10 protein-coding genes and 1 tRNA gene are annotated in these 15,595 nt (G+C 65.1%); 5 read left to right on the plus strand and 6 right to left on the minus strand.

Annotated elements, in window-relative coordinates:
* Window positions 1-17: 17 nt before the first annotated feature.
* A complete protein-coding gene (locus tag JQK15_RS03015) occupies window positions 18-1,253 on the plus strand; it encodes a YceI family protein (protein WP_214863334.1) in 1,236 nt (411 codons plus the stop codon).
* 49 nt (window positions 1,254-1,302) lie between these two features.
* Window positions 1,303-2,397 carry an AI-2E family transporter gene (locus tag JQK15_RS03020; RefSeq protein WP_048936390.1) on the plus strand — a complete coding sequence of 365 codons (1,095 nt, stop codon included), beginning with the start codon at window positions 1,303-1,305 and terminating at the stop codon, window positions 2,395-2,397.
* Window position 2,398: 1 nt separating this feature from the next.
* Here the strand turns inward: JQK15_RS03020 and JQK15_RS03025 are convergent, their stop codons facing one another.
* Window positions 2,399-4,267 carry an ABC-F family ATP-binding cassette domain-containing protein gene (locus JQK15_RS03025; RefSeq protein WP_214863336.1) on the minus strand — a complete coding sequence of 623 codons (1,869 nt, stop codon included), beginning with the start codon at window positions 4,265-4,267 and terminating at the stop codon, window positions 2,399-2,401.
* A 199-nt stretch (window positions 4,268-4,466) separates the two neighbouring features.
* Window positions 4,467-5,342: an OmpA family protein gene (locus JQK15_RS03030; RefSeq protein ID WP_026109112.1), complete on the minus strand. Its 876-nt coding sequence runs from the start codon at window positions 5,340-5,342 to the stop codon at window positions 4,467-4,469.
* 657 nt (window positions 5,343-5,999) lie between these two features.
* On the opposite strand from JQK15_RS03030, the gene JQK15_RS03035 reads away from it, so the two are divergent.
* Window positions 6,000-8,150: a TonB-dependent siderophore receptor gene (locus JQK15_RS03035; RefSeq protein WP_214863338.1), complete on the plus strand. Its 2,151-nt coding sequence runs from the start codon at window positions 6,000-6,002 to the stop codon at window positions 8,148-8,150.
* Window positions 8,151-8,589: 439 nt separating this feature from the next.
* On the opposite strand, the gene katG is transcribed toward JQK15_RS03035, so the two are convergent.
* From katG to JQK15_RS03055, 4 genes are all read right to left on the minus strand, one after another.
* Window positions 8,590-10,821 (minus strand): catalase/peroxidase HPI, encoded by a 2,232-nt coding sequence (gene katG / locus JQK15_RS03040; RefSeq protein WP_214863340.1) that lies wholly within the window; start codon window positions 10,819-10,821, stop codon window positions 8,590-8,592.
* 131 nt (window positions 10,822-10,952) lie between these two features.
* On the minus strand, window positions 10,953-13,238 hold the full coding sequence (gene bglX, locus JQK15_RS03045; protein WP_214863342.1) for a beta-glucosidase BglX: 2,286 nt from the start codon (window positions 13,236-13,238) through the stop codon (window positions 10,953-10,955).
* A 161-nt stretch (window positions 13,239-13,399) separates the two neighbouring features.
* On the minus strand, window positions 13,400-13,720 hold the full coding sequence (locus JQK15_RS03050) for a DMT family transporter (RefSeq protein WP_214863344.1): 321 nt from the start codon (window positions 13,718-13,720) through the stop codon (window positions 13,400-13,402).
* 85 nt (window positions 13,721-13,805) lie between these two features.
* Window positions 13,806-13,891 (minus strand) — tRNA-Tyr (locus JQK15_RS03055).
* A 103-nt stretch (window positions 13,892-13,994) separates the two neighbouring features.
* On the opposite strand from JQK15_RS03055, the gene rlmB reads away from it, so the two are divergent.
* Window positions 13,995-14,735 (plus strand): 23S rRNA (guanosine(2251)-2'-O)-methyltransferase RlmB, encoded by a 741-nt coding sequence (gene rlmB, locus JQK15_RS03060; RefSeq protein ID WP_010339339.1) that lies wholly within the window; start codon window positions 13,995-13,997, stop codon window positions 14,733-14,735.
* A gap of 85 nt (window positions 14,736-14,820) precedes the next feature.
* Window positions 14,821-15,588 (plus strand): hypothetical protein, encoded by a 768-nt coding sequence (locus JQK15_RS03065; protein ID WP_214863346.1) that lies wholly within the window; start codon window positions 14,821-14,823, stop codon window positions 15,586-15,588.
* The last annotated feature ends 7 nt before the right edge of the window (window positions 15,589-15,595 follow it).

Consider the following 15,595-nt stretch of genomic DNA (forward strand, 5'->3'; position numbering starts at 1 on the left):
TTTTCGGGGTAGTCCATATGCCGCAGCGTTACAGCCTGGCCGCCATCATCTTGCACTGGGCGATCGCCGCCCTGCTCGCCTTTCAGATCGCCGTCGGCTGGGCGCTGGGCAGTTTGGGCGCGCGCGGCTTTGCGCTGTTCCAGTTGCACAAGTCGATCGGCATCACCGTGCTGCTGCTGACCCTGCTGCGCATTGGCGTGCGCTGGTGGAAGCCGCGCCCGGCCAAGCTGGAAGGCGGCTGGCAGGGCGCGCTGGCCTCCGGCGTCCATGTCGGCCTCTATGCCTTCATGCTGGGCGCGCCGCTGACCGGCTGGGCGCTGGTCTCGACCGCCAAGATTAAGGTGCCGACGCTGTTCTTCGGCGTCATTCCCCTGCCCCATCTGCCGCTGCCGATGGCGAGCCATGGCCTGGCTGAAGGTGGCCATAGCCTGCTCGCCTGGATCGGCATCGCGCTGGTCGCGCTGCATGTCGCCGGCGCTCTGCGCCATCATGTGATGATGCGCGACGGGCTGATCTGGCGGATGGTGCCGGGTCGTTCGACCGCGTTGCTGATCGGCCTGCCTGCGCTGATCCTCGTCGGCTTCCTGCTGGGCCGGGCGATCCTGCCGGGTGCCGCGCCCGTCGCGCCGGATGCGCCCGCCGCCAATGCGGTTGAGGCGCCGGTCGAAGACAATGCCGTCGAAGCCGCGAGCAATGCGAGCGACAATGCGGCCGCCCCGGTGGCGAACGAGACCGCCGCCGTCACCGAAGAACCGGCCGGTCCGCCCCCCGCCTGGACGGTGCAACCCGGCGGCCGGATCAGCTTTGCCGTCGGCAACAGCGGCGAGACGATCAGCGGCAGTTTCTCGAAATGGACCGCGAAGATCGTGATGGACCCCGATCATCCCGAAAGCGCCGACATCAAGGTGACGATCGACATGGCATCGGCCAGCGTCGGCGACGCATACAAGGACGGCATGCTGCCGGGCGACGAGTTCTTTGGCAGCGCCGCCCACCCGACCGCGACCTTCGTCGCCAAGGGCGCGGAGAAGAGCGGCGCCAACGCCTATCGCGCCCATGGCACGCTGACGCTGAAGGGCGTGGCCAAGCCGCAGGCGATCCGCTTCACCCTGTCGGGCAGCGGCAAAAGCCGCAAGGTCAGCGGATCAGCCAGCGTCGCCCGCCTGCCCTTTGGCGTGGGCAATGGCGACAGCAGCACCGGCCTTGATCCCAAAGTAACGGTGACCTTCAGCTTTGACGCCAAGGCGCAATAAGACCATGCGATGCATGGATTAACGTAACGGTTTCTGCCAAAGAGCGGACATGGAACGACAGAGCCGGCATCGCCGAACGCAGATTGAGGATGGGGTGTTCGTCGCCCTGGTGGTGCTGGTTTCCATCGCCTTCGCGCTGGTGGTCGAGCCCTTCTTCGGGGCGATCCTCTGGGGCGTGATCGTCGCCATCCTGTTCATCCCGGTGAACCAGGGGCTGCTCAAGCTGATCCCCGGCCATCGCAACAGCGCCGCGCTGCTGACGCTGTTGCTGATCATCGCCATCGTGATCGTGCCGGCCATCATCCTGTCGATCGCGCTGGTGCAGGAAGCGACCGCGCTCTACGCCCAGATCAATGTGGGGAAGATCAACATTCCCCACATGTTCGCGCAGTTCCAGGCGGCGTTGCCGGATTGGGCGTCGATCGGCCTGCGGCGGCTGGGCATATCCAATTTCGCGGCGGTCCAGCGGCTGCTGACCGATGGCCTGACCGCCAGTTTCCGCACCGTCGCGGCCCAGGCCTTCCTGATCGGCCAGGGCGCCTTCAGCTTCATCATCGCGCTGACGGTGATGCTCTATCTCACCTTCTTCCTGTTGCGCGACGGGCTCGACCTGACGCGCAAGCTGGACCGGGCCGCGCCGCTGCGGGTGCTGCATCGCCGCGCGCTGATGCGGCAATTCGTCATCGTCATCCGTGCGACGATCAAGGGCAGCATCGTCGTCGCCATCTTGCAGGGGCTGATCGGCGGGCTGGTGTTCGGCGCACTGGGCATTTCCGGCGCGCTGCTGTGGGGCGTGATGATGGGCTTCTTCTCGCTGCTGCCGGCCGTCGGCACCGGCCTCATCTGGGCGCCGGTGGCGATCTATCTGCTGGCGACCGGCGCGATCTGGAAGGGGCTGATCCTGATCTTCTGCGGCATGTTCGTGATCGGCATGGTCGACAATCTGCTGCGCCCGATCCTGGTCGGCCGCGACACCCGCATCCCCGATTATGTCGTGCTGATCACCACGCTCGGCGGGCTGCAATTGTTCGGCTTCAACGGCATCGTCATCGGGCCGGTGATTGCCGCCCTGTTCATCGCCACCTGGCAGATCGTGATCCGCACCCGCTCCAACGAAGCGGGTGCACCACCGCTGACCTTTTAGCTTAGCCGGCTTCCAGCGCCGCGCCGGCTTCCATCCAGACTTCCTCGGCCGCTTCGAGCTTCTTCTCGACCGCAGCGCGCTTCACCATCAGTTCGCTGGTGGTCATCTTCGCCTCGGCCCCGGTTGCGCTCTTGGGATCGGACAGTATGGCGTCGATGCGCTTGCGCTCGGCGATCAGCGTGGACATCTCGCGCTCGGCCTTGTTGACGGCGTTCTTGAGCGTCTTCTGCTTCTCGCGCCATTCGGCGGCGGCCTTCTTGTCGGCCTTGCGGTCGACCTTGGGCGCATCGCCGCCCGACGGGTTGCCGTCCGCCTTGCGCAGGATGATGTCGGTATAATCGTCGAGCGATCCGTCGAACGGCTGGGCCGTGCCATTGTCGACCAGCACCAGCCGGTCGGCGACCAGTTCGATCATGTGGCGGTCGTGCGAGACGATGACGACGGCGCCCGAATATTCGTTGAGCGCCTGCACCAGCGCCTCGCGGCTGTCGACGTCCAGATGGTTGGTCGGTTCGTCGAGGATCAGCAGGTGCGGGGCATCGCGGGTGATGAGCGCCAGCGCCAGACGCGCACGCTCGCCACCCGACATGGATCCGACCTTCTGCGTCGCGCGCTCGCCGGAAAAGCCGAAACGGCCAAGCTGGGCACGCACCGCACCGGGCGTCGCCCCCTTCATGACGCGGGTCATATGCTCCAGCGGCGTGTCGGTGACGTCCAGCTCCTCCACCTGATATTGGGTGAAATAACCGACATTCATCTTGGCCGAGCTGTTGATGGCGCCTTCCATCGGCGCCAGCTGCGCCGCGATCAGGCGCGCCAGCGTGGTCTTGCCGTTGCCGTTGCGGCCTAGCAGCGCCAGACGATCGTCGGGATCGATGCGCAGATTGACGCGGCGCAGGATCGGCGTGTCGTCATAGCCGACCGAGGCCATGTCCATGGTGATGAGCGGCGGGCGCAGTTCGGCGGGGCTTGGGAAACCGAAATGCAGGCTGGGGTCTTCGATCGCGGCGGCAATGGGCTGCATCTTGGCCAGCGCCTTGGCGCGCGACTGGGCCTGCTTGGCGGTCGAGGCGCGGGCGGAGTTGCGGGCGACATAATCCTGCAATTTCTCGCGCTCGGCCTGCTGCTTGGCGCGTGCCGCCTCCTGCTGGGCCAGGCGCTCGGCGCGCTGGCGCTCGAACGCGTCATAGCCGCCGGGATAAAGGGTCACCTTCCCGCCTTCGAGATGCAGGATATAGTCGACCACATTGTTGAGCAGATCGCGCTCATGGCTGATGATGACCACGGTGCCGCGATAGGCCTTGAGGAAATTCTCCAGCCACAAGGTCGCTTCGAGATCGAGATGGTTCGACGGTTCGTCGAGCAGCAGCAGGTCCGGGTTGGAGAAGAGCAGCGCGGCGAGCGCCACGCGCATCTTCCAGCCGCCCGAATAGCTGTCGAGCGGGCGGCCCTGCATTTCCTCGTCGAAACCGAGGCCGACGAGGATGCGGGCGGCGCGCGCGGGCGCGGTATAGGCATCGATCGTGGTCAGCCGCTCATAGATATGGCCGAGCCGATCGGGATCTTCGGTATGCTCCGCCTCCGCCATCAGTGCGGCGCGTTCCTTGTCGGCGGCGAGCACGGTGTCGAATGGAGTCGCGGTGCCCGAGGGGGCTTCCTGGGCGATATAACCAAGGCGGGTGTCGCGCGGCATGTCGCAACTGCCCTCGTCCGGGTCGAGCTGGCCGATCATCACTTTCATCAGGGTCGACTTGCCCGCGCCGTTGCGGCCGATGAGGCCGACGCGGCTGCGCGGCGGCAGTGCGGCGCCGGCGCGGTCGAGGATGGTGCGGCCGCCCAGGCGCACGGTGATACCGTTCAAGTTAAGCATGGCCGCGCCTGTAGCAGAGCTGCGGCGGGGGGTGAAGCGGCTTGGCACGCTTGCGAAAGCTGCAAAATATATAGTGTCGCAGAGGACGCATTTGAGCCGCTGCCGGTCCGCAGCCGGGACTTCGCAATAGGAGATTTTTGCGAAGTCTTGCGGTCGACACGCAAAAAATGGGGGTGGGCAAGGGCCCACCCCGCAGGTGTCAGAGGCCGTCGACGGCCTTGCTGACAAGGATATTGACCGCGACGCGGCGATTCTGCGCCTTGCCCTCGATCGTGTCGTTGCTGGCGACCGGATCGGCCTCGGCCATGCCGGTGGGGGTCAGCATGCGATAGGGCTTCCAGCCGCACGCCTGCTGCAGATAATTGACCACGCGCGAGGCACGCTTTTCGCTGAGTTCCTGATTCAGCTCTTCGCCACCGGTGGAGTCGGTATAACCCACGACCAGCAGCAGCGCGTTGCTCATGCCATTGGCCGAGGTCGCCGCGGCGCAGAGGTCATTCTTCGCCTGATCCGACAGTACCGCCTTGCCGGTGTCGAAATTGACGTTGGTCGTGCCCTTCACATTATACTGGTCGATCTCACCCATGCGGCCGCGCAGCGCCTCGGTCGCGGCGGTCTGTTCGTCGAACCGCTGGGCCGTGCCGTTGTTGATCATCGACGCGGTCTTGAGATCCTTGTTCTGCAGGGCGATCTTGCTGGCAAGCAGCCCTTCGCCGGCCTGCAGGGTCTTCACTGTCACCGGCAGACCGTTCAGCAGCGACGTCGCGGCCAGATGGTCGCGGCCAAGGCCGAACAGCCCCTTGCTGGCGCTGATCTTGGTATCGTCATTGATGGTGATGACGCTCTTGCTGCCGTCGGCGGCGGTCACCTGCATCCGGTCGCCGCTGCGCGCGGAGATGATGCCCTTGATCTCGGGCCCCTCCGTCAGTTCGGCGGCCGGCATGGCGACGCTGGCCGACACATCGGCCGGCGGCGCGTCCTGCGCCTGGTCCTGCGCCACGACGGCGGCCGGGGCGGCCCCGGCCAGCAGGGCAAGCATCACAAGATATTTTTGGTTTTTGGACATGATAGGCATCACGCTGCTCCTTCACTTCTCGATCGGTCGGGCCTGCAGCATCGCAGCTTGTCGTCCGACGGCGGCCGCCTGGTGGCGTTTCGAACCGTCAGAACCCCCTTCTTCTGACCTTCATAAATTTTGACGTCTTGGCGCCGTGGGATGCGCCAGACACATTGCCTGTTCGTGTCCGGCTTTCTGCTGCATGAACAGCCCGTGTTCCGGCCGTGTTGCGCAGGCCAGATGAGCGGATGTTGCGACGAAACGAAGGCGAAGACGGAAAGTGTTAACGCGATCCACTTGAGTCAGGGCAGCTATAGATTTCCAACACACTTCGCCAAGAAGCACCCTGTTGTTGTGAAACAAAAATCAGCTTCCGCGTGGAACAAATTCCGAATTTCTATTTTTGCGCTTTCATGCCATTGACTTGAAACATTATTTGACGACGCGGTTTGTGTGCGCGTGCGGAAGCAGGCCGAGGGACGCCTCGACCGGCCGCAGCCGCACCGCGCATCACCCGCCGATCGACGGCACCAACTGTGGCATTATCGTCACAGACGGAAATATTCGCATATTTTGCGCAAAATAGCATTGCGACGCATTCGCATTATTATTGCGATTACCTCGCAACATCCCGTAGGACGACGCCCAATTTCCTACCAGAAAACAGGGGTCTTCATGCTGTCCAAATATCACTGGCTTGCCGGCGTCGCACTATGCGTCGTCGCCCTTCCCGCCGCCGCCCAGACCAGCGCCGCACCGGCCGATGAGAATCGCGATGACCAGATCGTCGTCACCGGCACCTATACCCTGCCCGACAAGATCGACACCGCGACGGGCCTCGGCCTGACGGTGCAGGAAACGCCGCAGTCGGTCAGCATCATGACCGCGCAGCGCATCCTCGACCAGAATCTGATCAGCGTGAAGGATGTCATCACCAATGCGGTGGGCGTATCCGCCAACGAAGTCGATGACGTGCGCAACAGCTTCTTCGCGCGCGGCTTCGAGATCCGCAACACCCAGGTCGATGGCGTGCCCGCGGCCTGGACGCTGGCCGGTGGCAATGGCGAGACCAGCATCGACGTCTCCATTTATGAACGGATCGAGGTCGTGCGCGGCGCAACCGGCCTGCTGTCGGGCGCGGGCGATCCGTCCGCGTCGGTCAACCTGGTGCGCAAACATGCCGACGCCACCGACCTGACCGGCTATGTCAATGCCAGCGTCGGCAGCTGGAACACCTGGCGCCTGTCGGCCGACATTGGCGGCGCGCTGACCGCCGATGGCCGCATCCGCGCCCGGCTGGTCGGTCGCTATGAAAAGGGCGACTATTTCATCGACATTCAGGACCGCAAGAAATGGGTCCTCTATGGCGTGGTCGAGGCCGACGTCACCGATAGCACGCTGGTCCGCGTCGGCATGAGCCACCAGGACAGCAAGCCCAAGGGCGCGACCTGGGGCGCGCTGCCCACCTTCTACACCGATGGCACGCTGACCGACCTGCCCCGGTCGCAGACCACGGCGGCGGACTGGACCTACTGGAACACCACCAACCAGAATATCTATGCCACGGTGCGCCAGGAATTTGGCGATCGCTGGAACCTGACCGCCAATTACAACCGGCTCAAGACCACCGGCGATACGCAGCTGCTCTATCTCTATGGCGGCGTCGACAAGGCGACCGGCACGATGGACGGCACCAACCCCTACAAGTCCAAGGGTGAAAGCATCCAGAACAGCATCGACGCCCAGTTGAAGGGCCAGGTGGCGCTGTTTGGCCGCGATCATGAGGTCGTGCTGGGCGCGCTGCACAGCGTGCTGAAGCGGCACACCGACAATTATGTAGCGCCCTCGCCCTGGCTGACGGACGTGCCGGTGATCGGCCAGGAAGGCGTGCCCTATCCCGAGCCGATCTGGGGCACCGACGCGGTGCGCAACGAACAGGAACGGATCGAGCAGACCGGCTATTATGGCGCGTTCCGCCTGAACGTGGCCGATCCGTTCAAGGTCATCCTGGGCGGCCGCATCGCCAGCTGGAACCAGCGCGGCTTCGCCTGGAGCGGGCCGAGCGACTATGGCGACGACAATGTGTTCATCCCCTATGTCGGCGCATTGTACGACATCACGTCGAACCATCGCGTCTATGCCAGCTATACCAAGATCTTCCAGCCGCAGAACCTGTATGACCGCGAACAGCGCCTGCTCGATCCGCTGAACGGCGCGGCCTATGAAATCGGCCTCAAGAGCAGCTTCTTCGGCGATGCACTGCAGACCTCGATCGCGCTGTTCCGCATCGAGCAGGATAATGTCGGCGAGATGGACGGCCCGGAAATCATCCTGAACGGCCAGACCTTCCAGCCCTATCGCGCGGTCGAAGGTGTCACCAGCAAGGGCTTCGAACTGGAAGCCACCGGCCAGCCGCTGCCGGGCTGGAACGTCAATGCCAGCTACAGCCAGTTCAAGATCGAGGATCCGGACGGCAATGACGTGAACACCGCGCAGCCGCGCAAGCTGCTCAAGATCTTCACCACCTATGACCTGCCCGGCGTGCTGACCGGCCTGACCATCGGCGGCGGCGTCAATTATCGCAGCAAGGCCTATTCGGACGGCACCATCCCCGGCACCACGCCGGCCGTGCCCTTCCGCTTCCAGCAGGACGGCTATACTCTGGTCAGCCTGATGGCGCGCTATGCCGTGACCGAGCAGTTGCAGCTCCAGGCCAATGTCGAAAATCTGTTCGACAAGAAATATTATAGCCAGGCCGGTTCGTTCAGCCAGTATCGCTACGGCGCCCCGCGCAACTTCACGATCAGCGCGAACTACAAGTTCTGATGCTGAAAGGGCGCCACGGGAGACCAGGGCGCCCTTTTTGTTTGGGGGCGGATGGATGCTGGCGCGGCTTCAGCATGTGGAATGGCGCAACGTTGAAGCGCCAGACTGTTTTCAGTCTTTCATACCCCTTTCTCCGCGTTTTTCGCGGCTCCGCGTGATTCATTTTTCGCGCGGAGCCGCAAAGAGCGCGAAGGAGAAAGAAGGAGGGGCGGGTTTGAGTGGGAACAAGACATAGCCCCTCCCTTCCAGGGAGGGGTTGGGGTGGGTGGCGAGCGTAGCGAGCTTCTGCCCTATCGACCGTAGACCGCCGCTACGCGGCGCACCCACCCCCGGCCCCTCCCTGGAAGGGAGGGGAGTAGGAAACGTCCGCTTCAGATCGCTCCCGCCAATCTGATACGAAGAACCCGGCGACGCCCTGCGCCGCCGGGTTGCACATTCTTCAGAAGCGGTCCGCGTTCATGACCTTGGTCCAGGCGGCGGCGAAGTCGGTGACGAACTTCTCCTTCGCATCGTCCTCGGCATAGACTTCGGCGACGGCGCGCAGTTCGGAGTTGGAGCCGAAGATCAGGTCGACCGGGGTCGCCGTCCACTTCGCCGCGCCACTGGCCCGGTCCTTGCCGTCATAGAGGCCCGGCGTCGCCGACTTGCTCCACACCGTGTCCATCGTCAGCAGGTTGACGAAGAAGTCGTTGCTGAGCGTGCCCGGACGGGTGGTCAGCACGCCATTCTTCGATCCGCCGCTATTGGCGCCGAGCGCCCGCATGCCGCCGACCAGCACGGTCATTTCCGGCACGGTGAGGTCGAGCGCATCGGCCTTGTCCACCAGCGCATCGGCCGGGCTGACCTCCGCCCTGGGGCCATACCAGTTGCGGAAGCCGTCCGCCTTGGGCTCCAGATAGGCGAAGGAGGCGACATCGGTCTGCGCCTGCGCGGCGTCGACCCGGCCCGGCGTGAAGGGCACGGTGATGCTGTAACCGCCCTGCTTGGCCGCCTGCTCGACCGCGGCGTTACCGCCCAGGACGATGAGGTCGGCCATCGACACCTGATTGCCGGACCTGGCGAAATCCTTCTGGATCGCGGTCAGCTTCGTCAGCACCTTATTGAGTTCGGCCGGGTCATTGACCGCCCAGCCCCGCTGCGGGTCGAGCCGCAGGCGCGCGCCATTGGCGCCACCGCGCATGTCGGTGCTGCGGAAGGTCGCGGCCGAGGCCCAGGCGGTGCGCACCAGTTCCGGCCCGGTCAGGCCCGACGCCAGCACGGCGGCCTTCAGCTTGGCCTGATCGGCGGCGCCGATGGGGGCGAAGCTCGCCTTGGGCAACGGATCCTGCCAGCTATAGGTTTCGGACGGGATGTCCTTGCCGAGATAGCGGGCCTGCGGCCCCAGGTCGCGATGGGTCAGCTTGAACCAGGCGCGGGCGAAGGCCTTGCTGAACAGTTCGGGATCCTTCTGCCAGCTTTCCAGCACCTTGCGGAAACCGGGATCTTCCTTGAGCGCGATGTCGGTGGTGAACATGATCGGCGCGTGCCGCTTGTCCTTGAGATGCGCGTCGGGGACCATCTGCGCGGTGGCGGGATCGGTCGGGATCCACTGGGTCGCGCCGGCCGGGCTCTTGGTCTTGACCCAGTCGAAGTTCAGCAGATTGTCGATATATTGGGTGGTGAACTGGGTCGGCGTGGCGGACCAGGCGCCCTCCAGGCCCGAGGTCAGCGTATCCTCGGCATTGCCCTTGCCGCACTTGTTCTTCCAGCCGAAGCCCTGCTGCTCGATGCCGGCAGCGGTGGGTTCTTCGCCCAGGCATTCCTCGGGCTTCTTGGCGCCATGCGCCTTGCCGAAGGTATGGCCACCCGCGATCAGCGCCAGCGTTTCCTCGTCATCCATCGCCATATTGCCAAAGGCGCGGCGGATGTCGGCAGCGGCACCCTTGGGATCATGATTGGCGCCGGGGCCTTCGGGGTTCACATAGATGAGGCCCATGGTGGTCGCGGCGAGCGAACGCTTGAGCGAACCGTCCGGATTGGAGCGCTCGGTCCCCATCATCTTGGTTTCCGGCCCCCAATAGACGACGTCCGGCTGCCAGGCGTCGATGCGACCGCCGGCAAAGCCCACGGTCTTGAAGCCCATATCCTCCAGCGCGACATTGCCGGACAGGACCATCAGGTCGCCCCAGCTCAATTTGCGGCCATATTTCTGCTTGATCGGCCAGACCAGGCGGCGGGCCTTGTCGAGGCTGACATTGTCTGGCCAGCTGTTGAGCGGATCGAACCGCTGTTCGCCGCCATCCGAGCCACCGCGGCCGTCCCCGACGCGATAGGTGCCGGCGCTATGCCAGGCCATGCGGATGAAGAAGGGGCCATAATGGCCATAGTCGGCCGGCCACCAGGGCTGCGAGGTGGTCAGCACCTTGCGGATGTCGGCCTTGACCGCTTCCAGGTCGAGGCTTTTGAATTCCTTCACATAGTCATAGTCGGCGCCATAGGGATTGGCGCGGGTCGCCTCATGCTGGCGCAGGGCGGTGAGGTCGAGGCGGTTGGGCCACCAGTCCTTGTTGGTCATGCCGCCGGGCTTTTCGGCGACGGCGGGCGCGGCGGCAGGCTTGGTCTCGGCGGTGAGCGCCGGGCTGGCGAGCAGCGCGCACGCCAAAGCGAATGTGGAAATGCGGGTCGTGGACATGTTTCTCTCCCCTGTCCTGTTCTGCCTGTTCAAGGCGCGAAAAGGGGTAGTCCCGTGCGGCGGCGGATCGAAACGAATCGATTCCGTCACAGTGATCGGATTTTCCTATGAGAGAGGGTGGATCGGAGCGGTCAGCCTTTTGGTGGCGGAGAAGTCGGCGCCGCCGCGTAGAGGGTGAACTGGCCGTGCAGGCCGCCGGTCGAGGATTGGCCGACCCACAGGTCGAACAGGCCCGGTTCGGCGATGCGGCGGTTGCCGGCGCCGACAAATTCGAGGTCGGTGCGCGACAAGGTGAAGCGGACCTGGGTGGAATCGCCGGGCGACAGGGTGACGCGCTGGATGCGCTTCAGTTCGCGGATCGGGCGGGTGCGGCTGGCGACGCGGTCGCGGATATAGAGCTGCACCACTTCGCTGCCCTTGCGCTTGCCCTTGTTGGTGAGGCGCGCGGTGATCTCGACCGCGCCGTCCCAGCGCAGCGCGGTGTCGGAGAGCTTCAGGTCGCTGAGGGCGAAATCCGTGTAGCTGAGGCCATGGCCGAAGGGGAAGCGCGCGCTGTTGTCGGTGGTGGCATAGCGCGCCTTATATTCGGTGCTGCCATTGTCCACGGTCGGTCGGCCGGTCGACTTGCGATCGTAGAAGAAAGGCTCCTGCCCGCTTTCCCAGGGGAAGCTGACCGGCAGCTTGCCCGAGGGATCGACCTTGCCGAACAGGATATCCGCCAGTGCATGACCGGTTTCCGACCCCAGGAACCAGGTCGCAAGCAAGGCCTGGGCATTGGCGACGCCATCATGCAGGGCGAGCGCACGGCCATGGCGCAGCAGGACGATGACCGGCTTGCCGGTGGCGGCGATCGCATCGGCCAGCGCCTGTTGCGAGGAGGGCAGTTCGATCATCGTGCGCGATTGCGCCTCACCCGACATCGCCTGGGATTCGCCGACTGCCAGGATCACCACGTCCGCCGCCTTCGCCGCCGCGACGGCACGGGCGAGCCCATCCTTGATCGGGCCGTTGACCGCGCAGCCTAGTTCGACCGTCAGATTCGCCGGATCGGGCATCGCCGCACGCAGGCCGGTGGCGATGTCGACGCCCTTGTCAGGATCGCCGTAAAAGGCCCAGGGGCCGTAGAGATTGGCCTTGTCCTCGCCGAACGGACCAATCAGCGCGATCTTCTGCCCGGCGGCGGGATCGAGCGGCAGCACCCCGTCATTCTTGAGCAGCACGACCGATCGCGCCGCCGCCTCGCGCGCCAGTGCATGATGGCCAGGCGTGCCGATGCGCGCCTTCTCCACCGTCTCATCGAGCGAGCGATAAGGGTTGTCGAACAGCCCCATCGCGGTCTTCACATAGAGGATGCGGCGCACGGCGACATCGACCGTCGCCATCGGCACCGCGCCGCTCTTCACCAGATCGGGGATGTGGCGGATATAGAGGCCGCTCTGCATCGACATGTCGACCCCGGCCAGCACGGCGAGGCGGGCAGCGTCGCGCTCATCCTCGGCAAAGCCATGGGCGACCAGTTCCTCGTCGGCGGTGTAATCGGAGAAGACGAAGCCGCGAAACTGCATCTCGCCGCGCAATATGTCGGTCAGCAATTCGCGGTCGGCGGTGGCGGGCACGCCGTTAATCTCGTTGAAGGCGGCCATGGTGGTGAGCGCGCCGGCGGCAAAGGCCTTGCCGAAGGGCGGCAAATGGGTTTCGCGCAGCGTCTCGTCACTGATGTCGACACTGCCATATTCGAGGCCCGCCGCGACCGCGCCATAGGCGGCGAAATGCTTGGGACAGGCGAGCAGCGAATCGTCGCGGCGCAGGTCGCGCCCCTGGAAGCCGCGAATGCGCGCCGCCGACAACAGGCCGGTCAGATAGACATCCTCGCCCGCGCCCTCGACCACCCGGCCCCAGCGCTGGTCGCGCGCGACATCGACCATCGGCGCGAAGGTAAGGTGCAGGCCCGCCGCCGTCGCCTCTACCGCCATGACTCGCGCCGTCTTTTCCACCAGCAAGGGATCGAAGCAGGAAGCCTCCCCCAGCGGCACGGGAAAGATGGTCTTGAGGCCGTGAATCACGTCGCCGGCCAGCAGCAGCGGGATGCCCAGGCGGCTGTTCTTGACCGCCATTTCCTGCGCGCGGCGCCCGCCGGCAACGCCAATGCCATTGAACAGGCAGCCGACCCGGCCCTTGCGAATCTCGTCCGCCAGGCGCTTCTCGTCCTGGATGCCGGCCGCCGGGTTGGGTGGGTTGAAGGGACGGAAGCTGTCGGCCAGGCAGGTCATCTGCCCGGCCTTTTCCTCCAGCGTCATCTTCGCGATGAGGTCATCGACGCGGGCGACGTCGGCCTGCGCCAGCGCGCGGCGGGGAATGCCAAGGGCGAGGACACCGCCCAGGGTGCGGATCAGAAGGTCGCGGCGATCAAGAGTCATGCGGGAGAGAACGTAACCGGGGAAGAATGAACGGGGCTTGTCCGAAGACAAACGGACTTGCGCCGATTTTGTTGCGCTGCGGCAATAAGCCTGCGGCGCGACGCCCCGATCCCGCGATCAGGCCATGCGCCGAATCATGTCGCGCGAATCAGGAGTAGCAATCACGCCTGGGCCGACAATTTGGTGCCGATCACGCCGATCACGATCATCGCCATGAAGCCGATCTGGGCCATGTTGACCCGATCGCCATAGAGAATCATGCCGCCGATGATGACGCCCACGGCGCCCAGGCCCGTCCAGATCGCATAGGCGGTGCCCGCCGGCAGATCCCGCATCGCCAGCGCCAAAAGGCCCATGTTGAGGAAGCTGAGGCCGATCGGCACGGCCGATGCCTGCCAGCTGCCGACGGTGGCGGCCCATTTCAGGCTCAATGCCCAGATGATTTCGGTGAATACGGCAATGCCGAGAATGACCCAGGCCAAGCGGCGTTCCTCTTGCGGTAACGGGCTCGGCTGGAGCGGCGCGCGGACCGGAAACCCGAAAGAGGCGGCGCGCCGATGAGGGCAGTGGTGGACAGGGCTGGATTCGAACCAGCGTACGGAAACCCGGGCAGATTTACAGTCTGCTGCCTTTAACCACTCGGCCACCTGTCCAGTGCCCTACGCGGTGGAAATTTGCTGTCCCGCCGCGCTGGAGGCGGCTCAATGGCGAATGGAGGCTTGCCTGTCAATGGGGTGATGTGAAAAGAGCGAAAACATGAAAAGAGGACATCGTACCGGCAAGCCGAAAGGCGCCTTCCCCCGCTTCTACGGACGCCATGCCATCACGGCTGCGCTCGCCAATCCGAACCGCGTCGTGCGCAAGATATGGGGCACGCGCGAAGCGATCGGCGCGCTCGACCTGCCGCCCGTGCTGCCGATCGTCTATTCCGACGTCGCCGACATGGGCCGGATGGTGCCGTCGGATGCGCCGCATCAGGGCATTGTCGCCGAAGTCGAACCGCTGGACGATGTCTGGCTGGGCGACGTGCTGGAACAGGGGCAGGACGACCAGCGCCCGATCCTGGTGCTCGACCAGGTGACCGACCCGCATAATGTCGGCGCGATCCTGCGGTCGGCCGCCGCCTTCGACGCGCTGTGCATCGTGACGCAAGACCGGCATGCGCCGCCCGAATCGGGCGTGCTGGCCCGCGCCGCGTCGGGCGCGCTGGAAACCGTGCCCTGGGTGCGGGTGGTGAACCTGGCCCGCGCGCTCGAAGAGATTGCCGAAGCCGGTTACTGGCGCATCGGCCTGGACGGCGATTGCGACACCGTGCTGGCCGACGCGATCGGCGAATCGCGCGTCGCGCTGGTGCTGGGCGCCGAGGGCGAAGGGCTGCGCCACAACACCATGGCGCATTGCGACATTATCGCTAAGCTGCCGATCAGCCCGCGCATGGAGAGCCTGAACGTCTCCAATGCGGCAGCGATCGCCCTGTACGCCGCCACCAGCCGGTAAGCGGCCGCCGGGCACCATCTTGCGACGATGTGGGTAGGGCGCCTTGCCCCGCCCATATCGTCGCGCAGACGAACGGGGGTTCGCCATGGTCCTATTGTCCCGCGCGGCGGGCGCACTGGCGGCGCTGCTGATGCTGCCCGGATGCCTGGTGACCCCCGGCAGCTTCACCTCCACCCTCGACATCCGCGCCGACCGCAGCTTCGCCTTTGCCTATAAGGGCGAGATATTGGCGTCGGACATGGACAAGGCACTGGGCGGCCTGAACAGCAATGCGGAGGAGGATCCGCTGGAAGGCGTCGCCCCGCCCGAGGGCGAGGAGGCCGTGCTGCAGAAGGTGGCGCAGAGCCAGAGCAAGACACCCGCCCCGCCCGCCGAACCCCAGTTCGACAAGACCAGCGGCGACGATGCGCAGATGCAGGCGATGGCGAGCGCGCTCACCAAGGAGAAGGGCTTCCGGTCGGTCCAGTATCTGGGCGATCACAAATTCGCGATCGACTATGCGATCAGCGGAAGGCTGGACCATGCCTTCCTCTTCCCCTTCAACATCGACGCGCAGATCGTCCTGCCCTTCGTCGCGGTGGAAATGCGCGGGGCGGACCGGGTGCGGGTGAAGGCGCCCGGCTTTTCCAACGGTTTCGATAAGAGCCAGGGGCCGGCCGGCATGGGTGGCGGATCGGGCGACGCGGCGGCCAAGGCGCTGAACGGCACGTTCACGCTGACCACCGATGCGGAGATCGTCAGCCAGAATCAGGAAGATGGCGCAACCACCGTGCCGGAGGGCAAGCGCATCACATGGACCATCACGCCGCTGACCGGCGATGCGCCGGCCGCGACGTTGCGGGTCAGGCCCTGAAGTAAGA

The organism is Sphingobium sp. BHU LFT2 (genome assembly GCF_018604485.1).
In the GTDB taxonomy this organism is placed as follows: Bacteria; Pseudomonadota; Alphaproteobacteria; order Sphingomonadales; family Sphingomonadaceae; genus Sphingobium; species Sphingobium yanoikuyae_A.

What these genes read in the sequence shown, in the direction of transcription:
- JQK15_RS03015 (WP_214863334.1), top strand. Translation starts at nt 18, where the DNA reads ATGCCGCAGCGTTACAGCCTGGCCGCCATCATCTTGCACTGGGCGATC.
- JQK15_RS03020 (WP_048936390.1), top strand. Translation starts at nt 1,303, where the DNA reads ATGGAACGACAGAGCCGGCATCGCCGAACGCAGATTGAGGATGGGGTG.
- JQK15_RS03025 (WP_214863336.1), bottom strand. Translation starts at nt 4,267, where the DNA reads ATGCTTAACTTGAACGGTATCACCGTGCGCCTGGGCGGCCGCACCATC.
- JQK15_RS03030 (WP_026109112.1), bottom strand. Translation starts at nt 5,342, where the DNA reads ATGCCTATCATGTCCAAAAACCAAAAATATCTTGTGATGCTTGCCCTG.
- JQK15_RS03035 (WP_214863338.1), top strand. Translation starts at nt 6,000, where the DNA reads ATGCTGTCCAAATATCACTGGCTTGCCGGCGTCGCACTATGCGTCGTC.
- katG (WP_214863340.1), bottom strand. Translation starts at nt 10,821, where the DNA reads ATGTCCACGACCCGCATTTCCACATTCGCTTTGGCGTGCGCGCTGCTC.
- bglX (WP_214863342.1), bottom strand. Translation starts at nt 13,238, where the DNA reads ATGACTCTTGATCGCCGCGACCTTCTGATCCGCACCCTGGGCGGTGTC.
- rlmB (WP_010339339.1), top strand. Translation starts at nt 13,995, where the DNA reads ATGAAAAGAGGACATCGTACCGGCAAGCCGAAAGGCGCCTTCCCCCGC.
- JQK15_RS03065 (WP_214863346.1), top strand. Translation starts at nt 14,821, where the DNA reads ATGGTCCTATTGTCCCGCGCGGCGGGCGCACTGGCGGCGCTGCTGATG.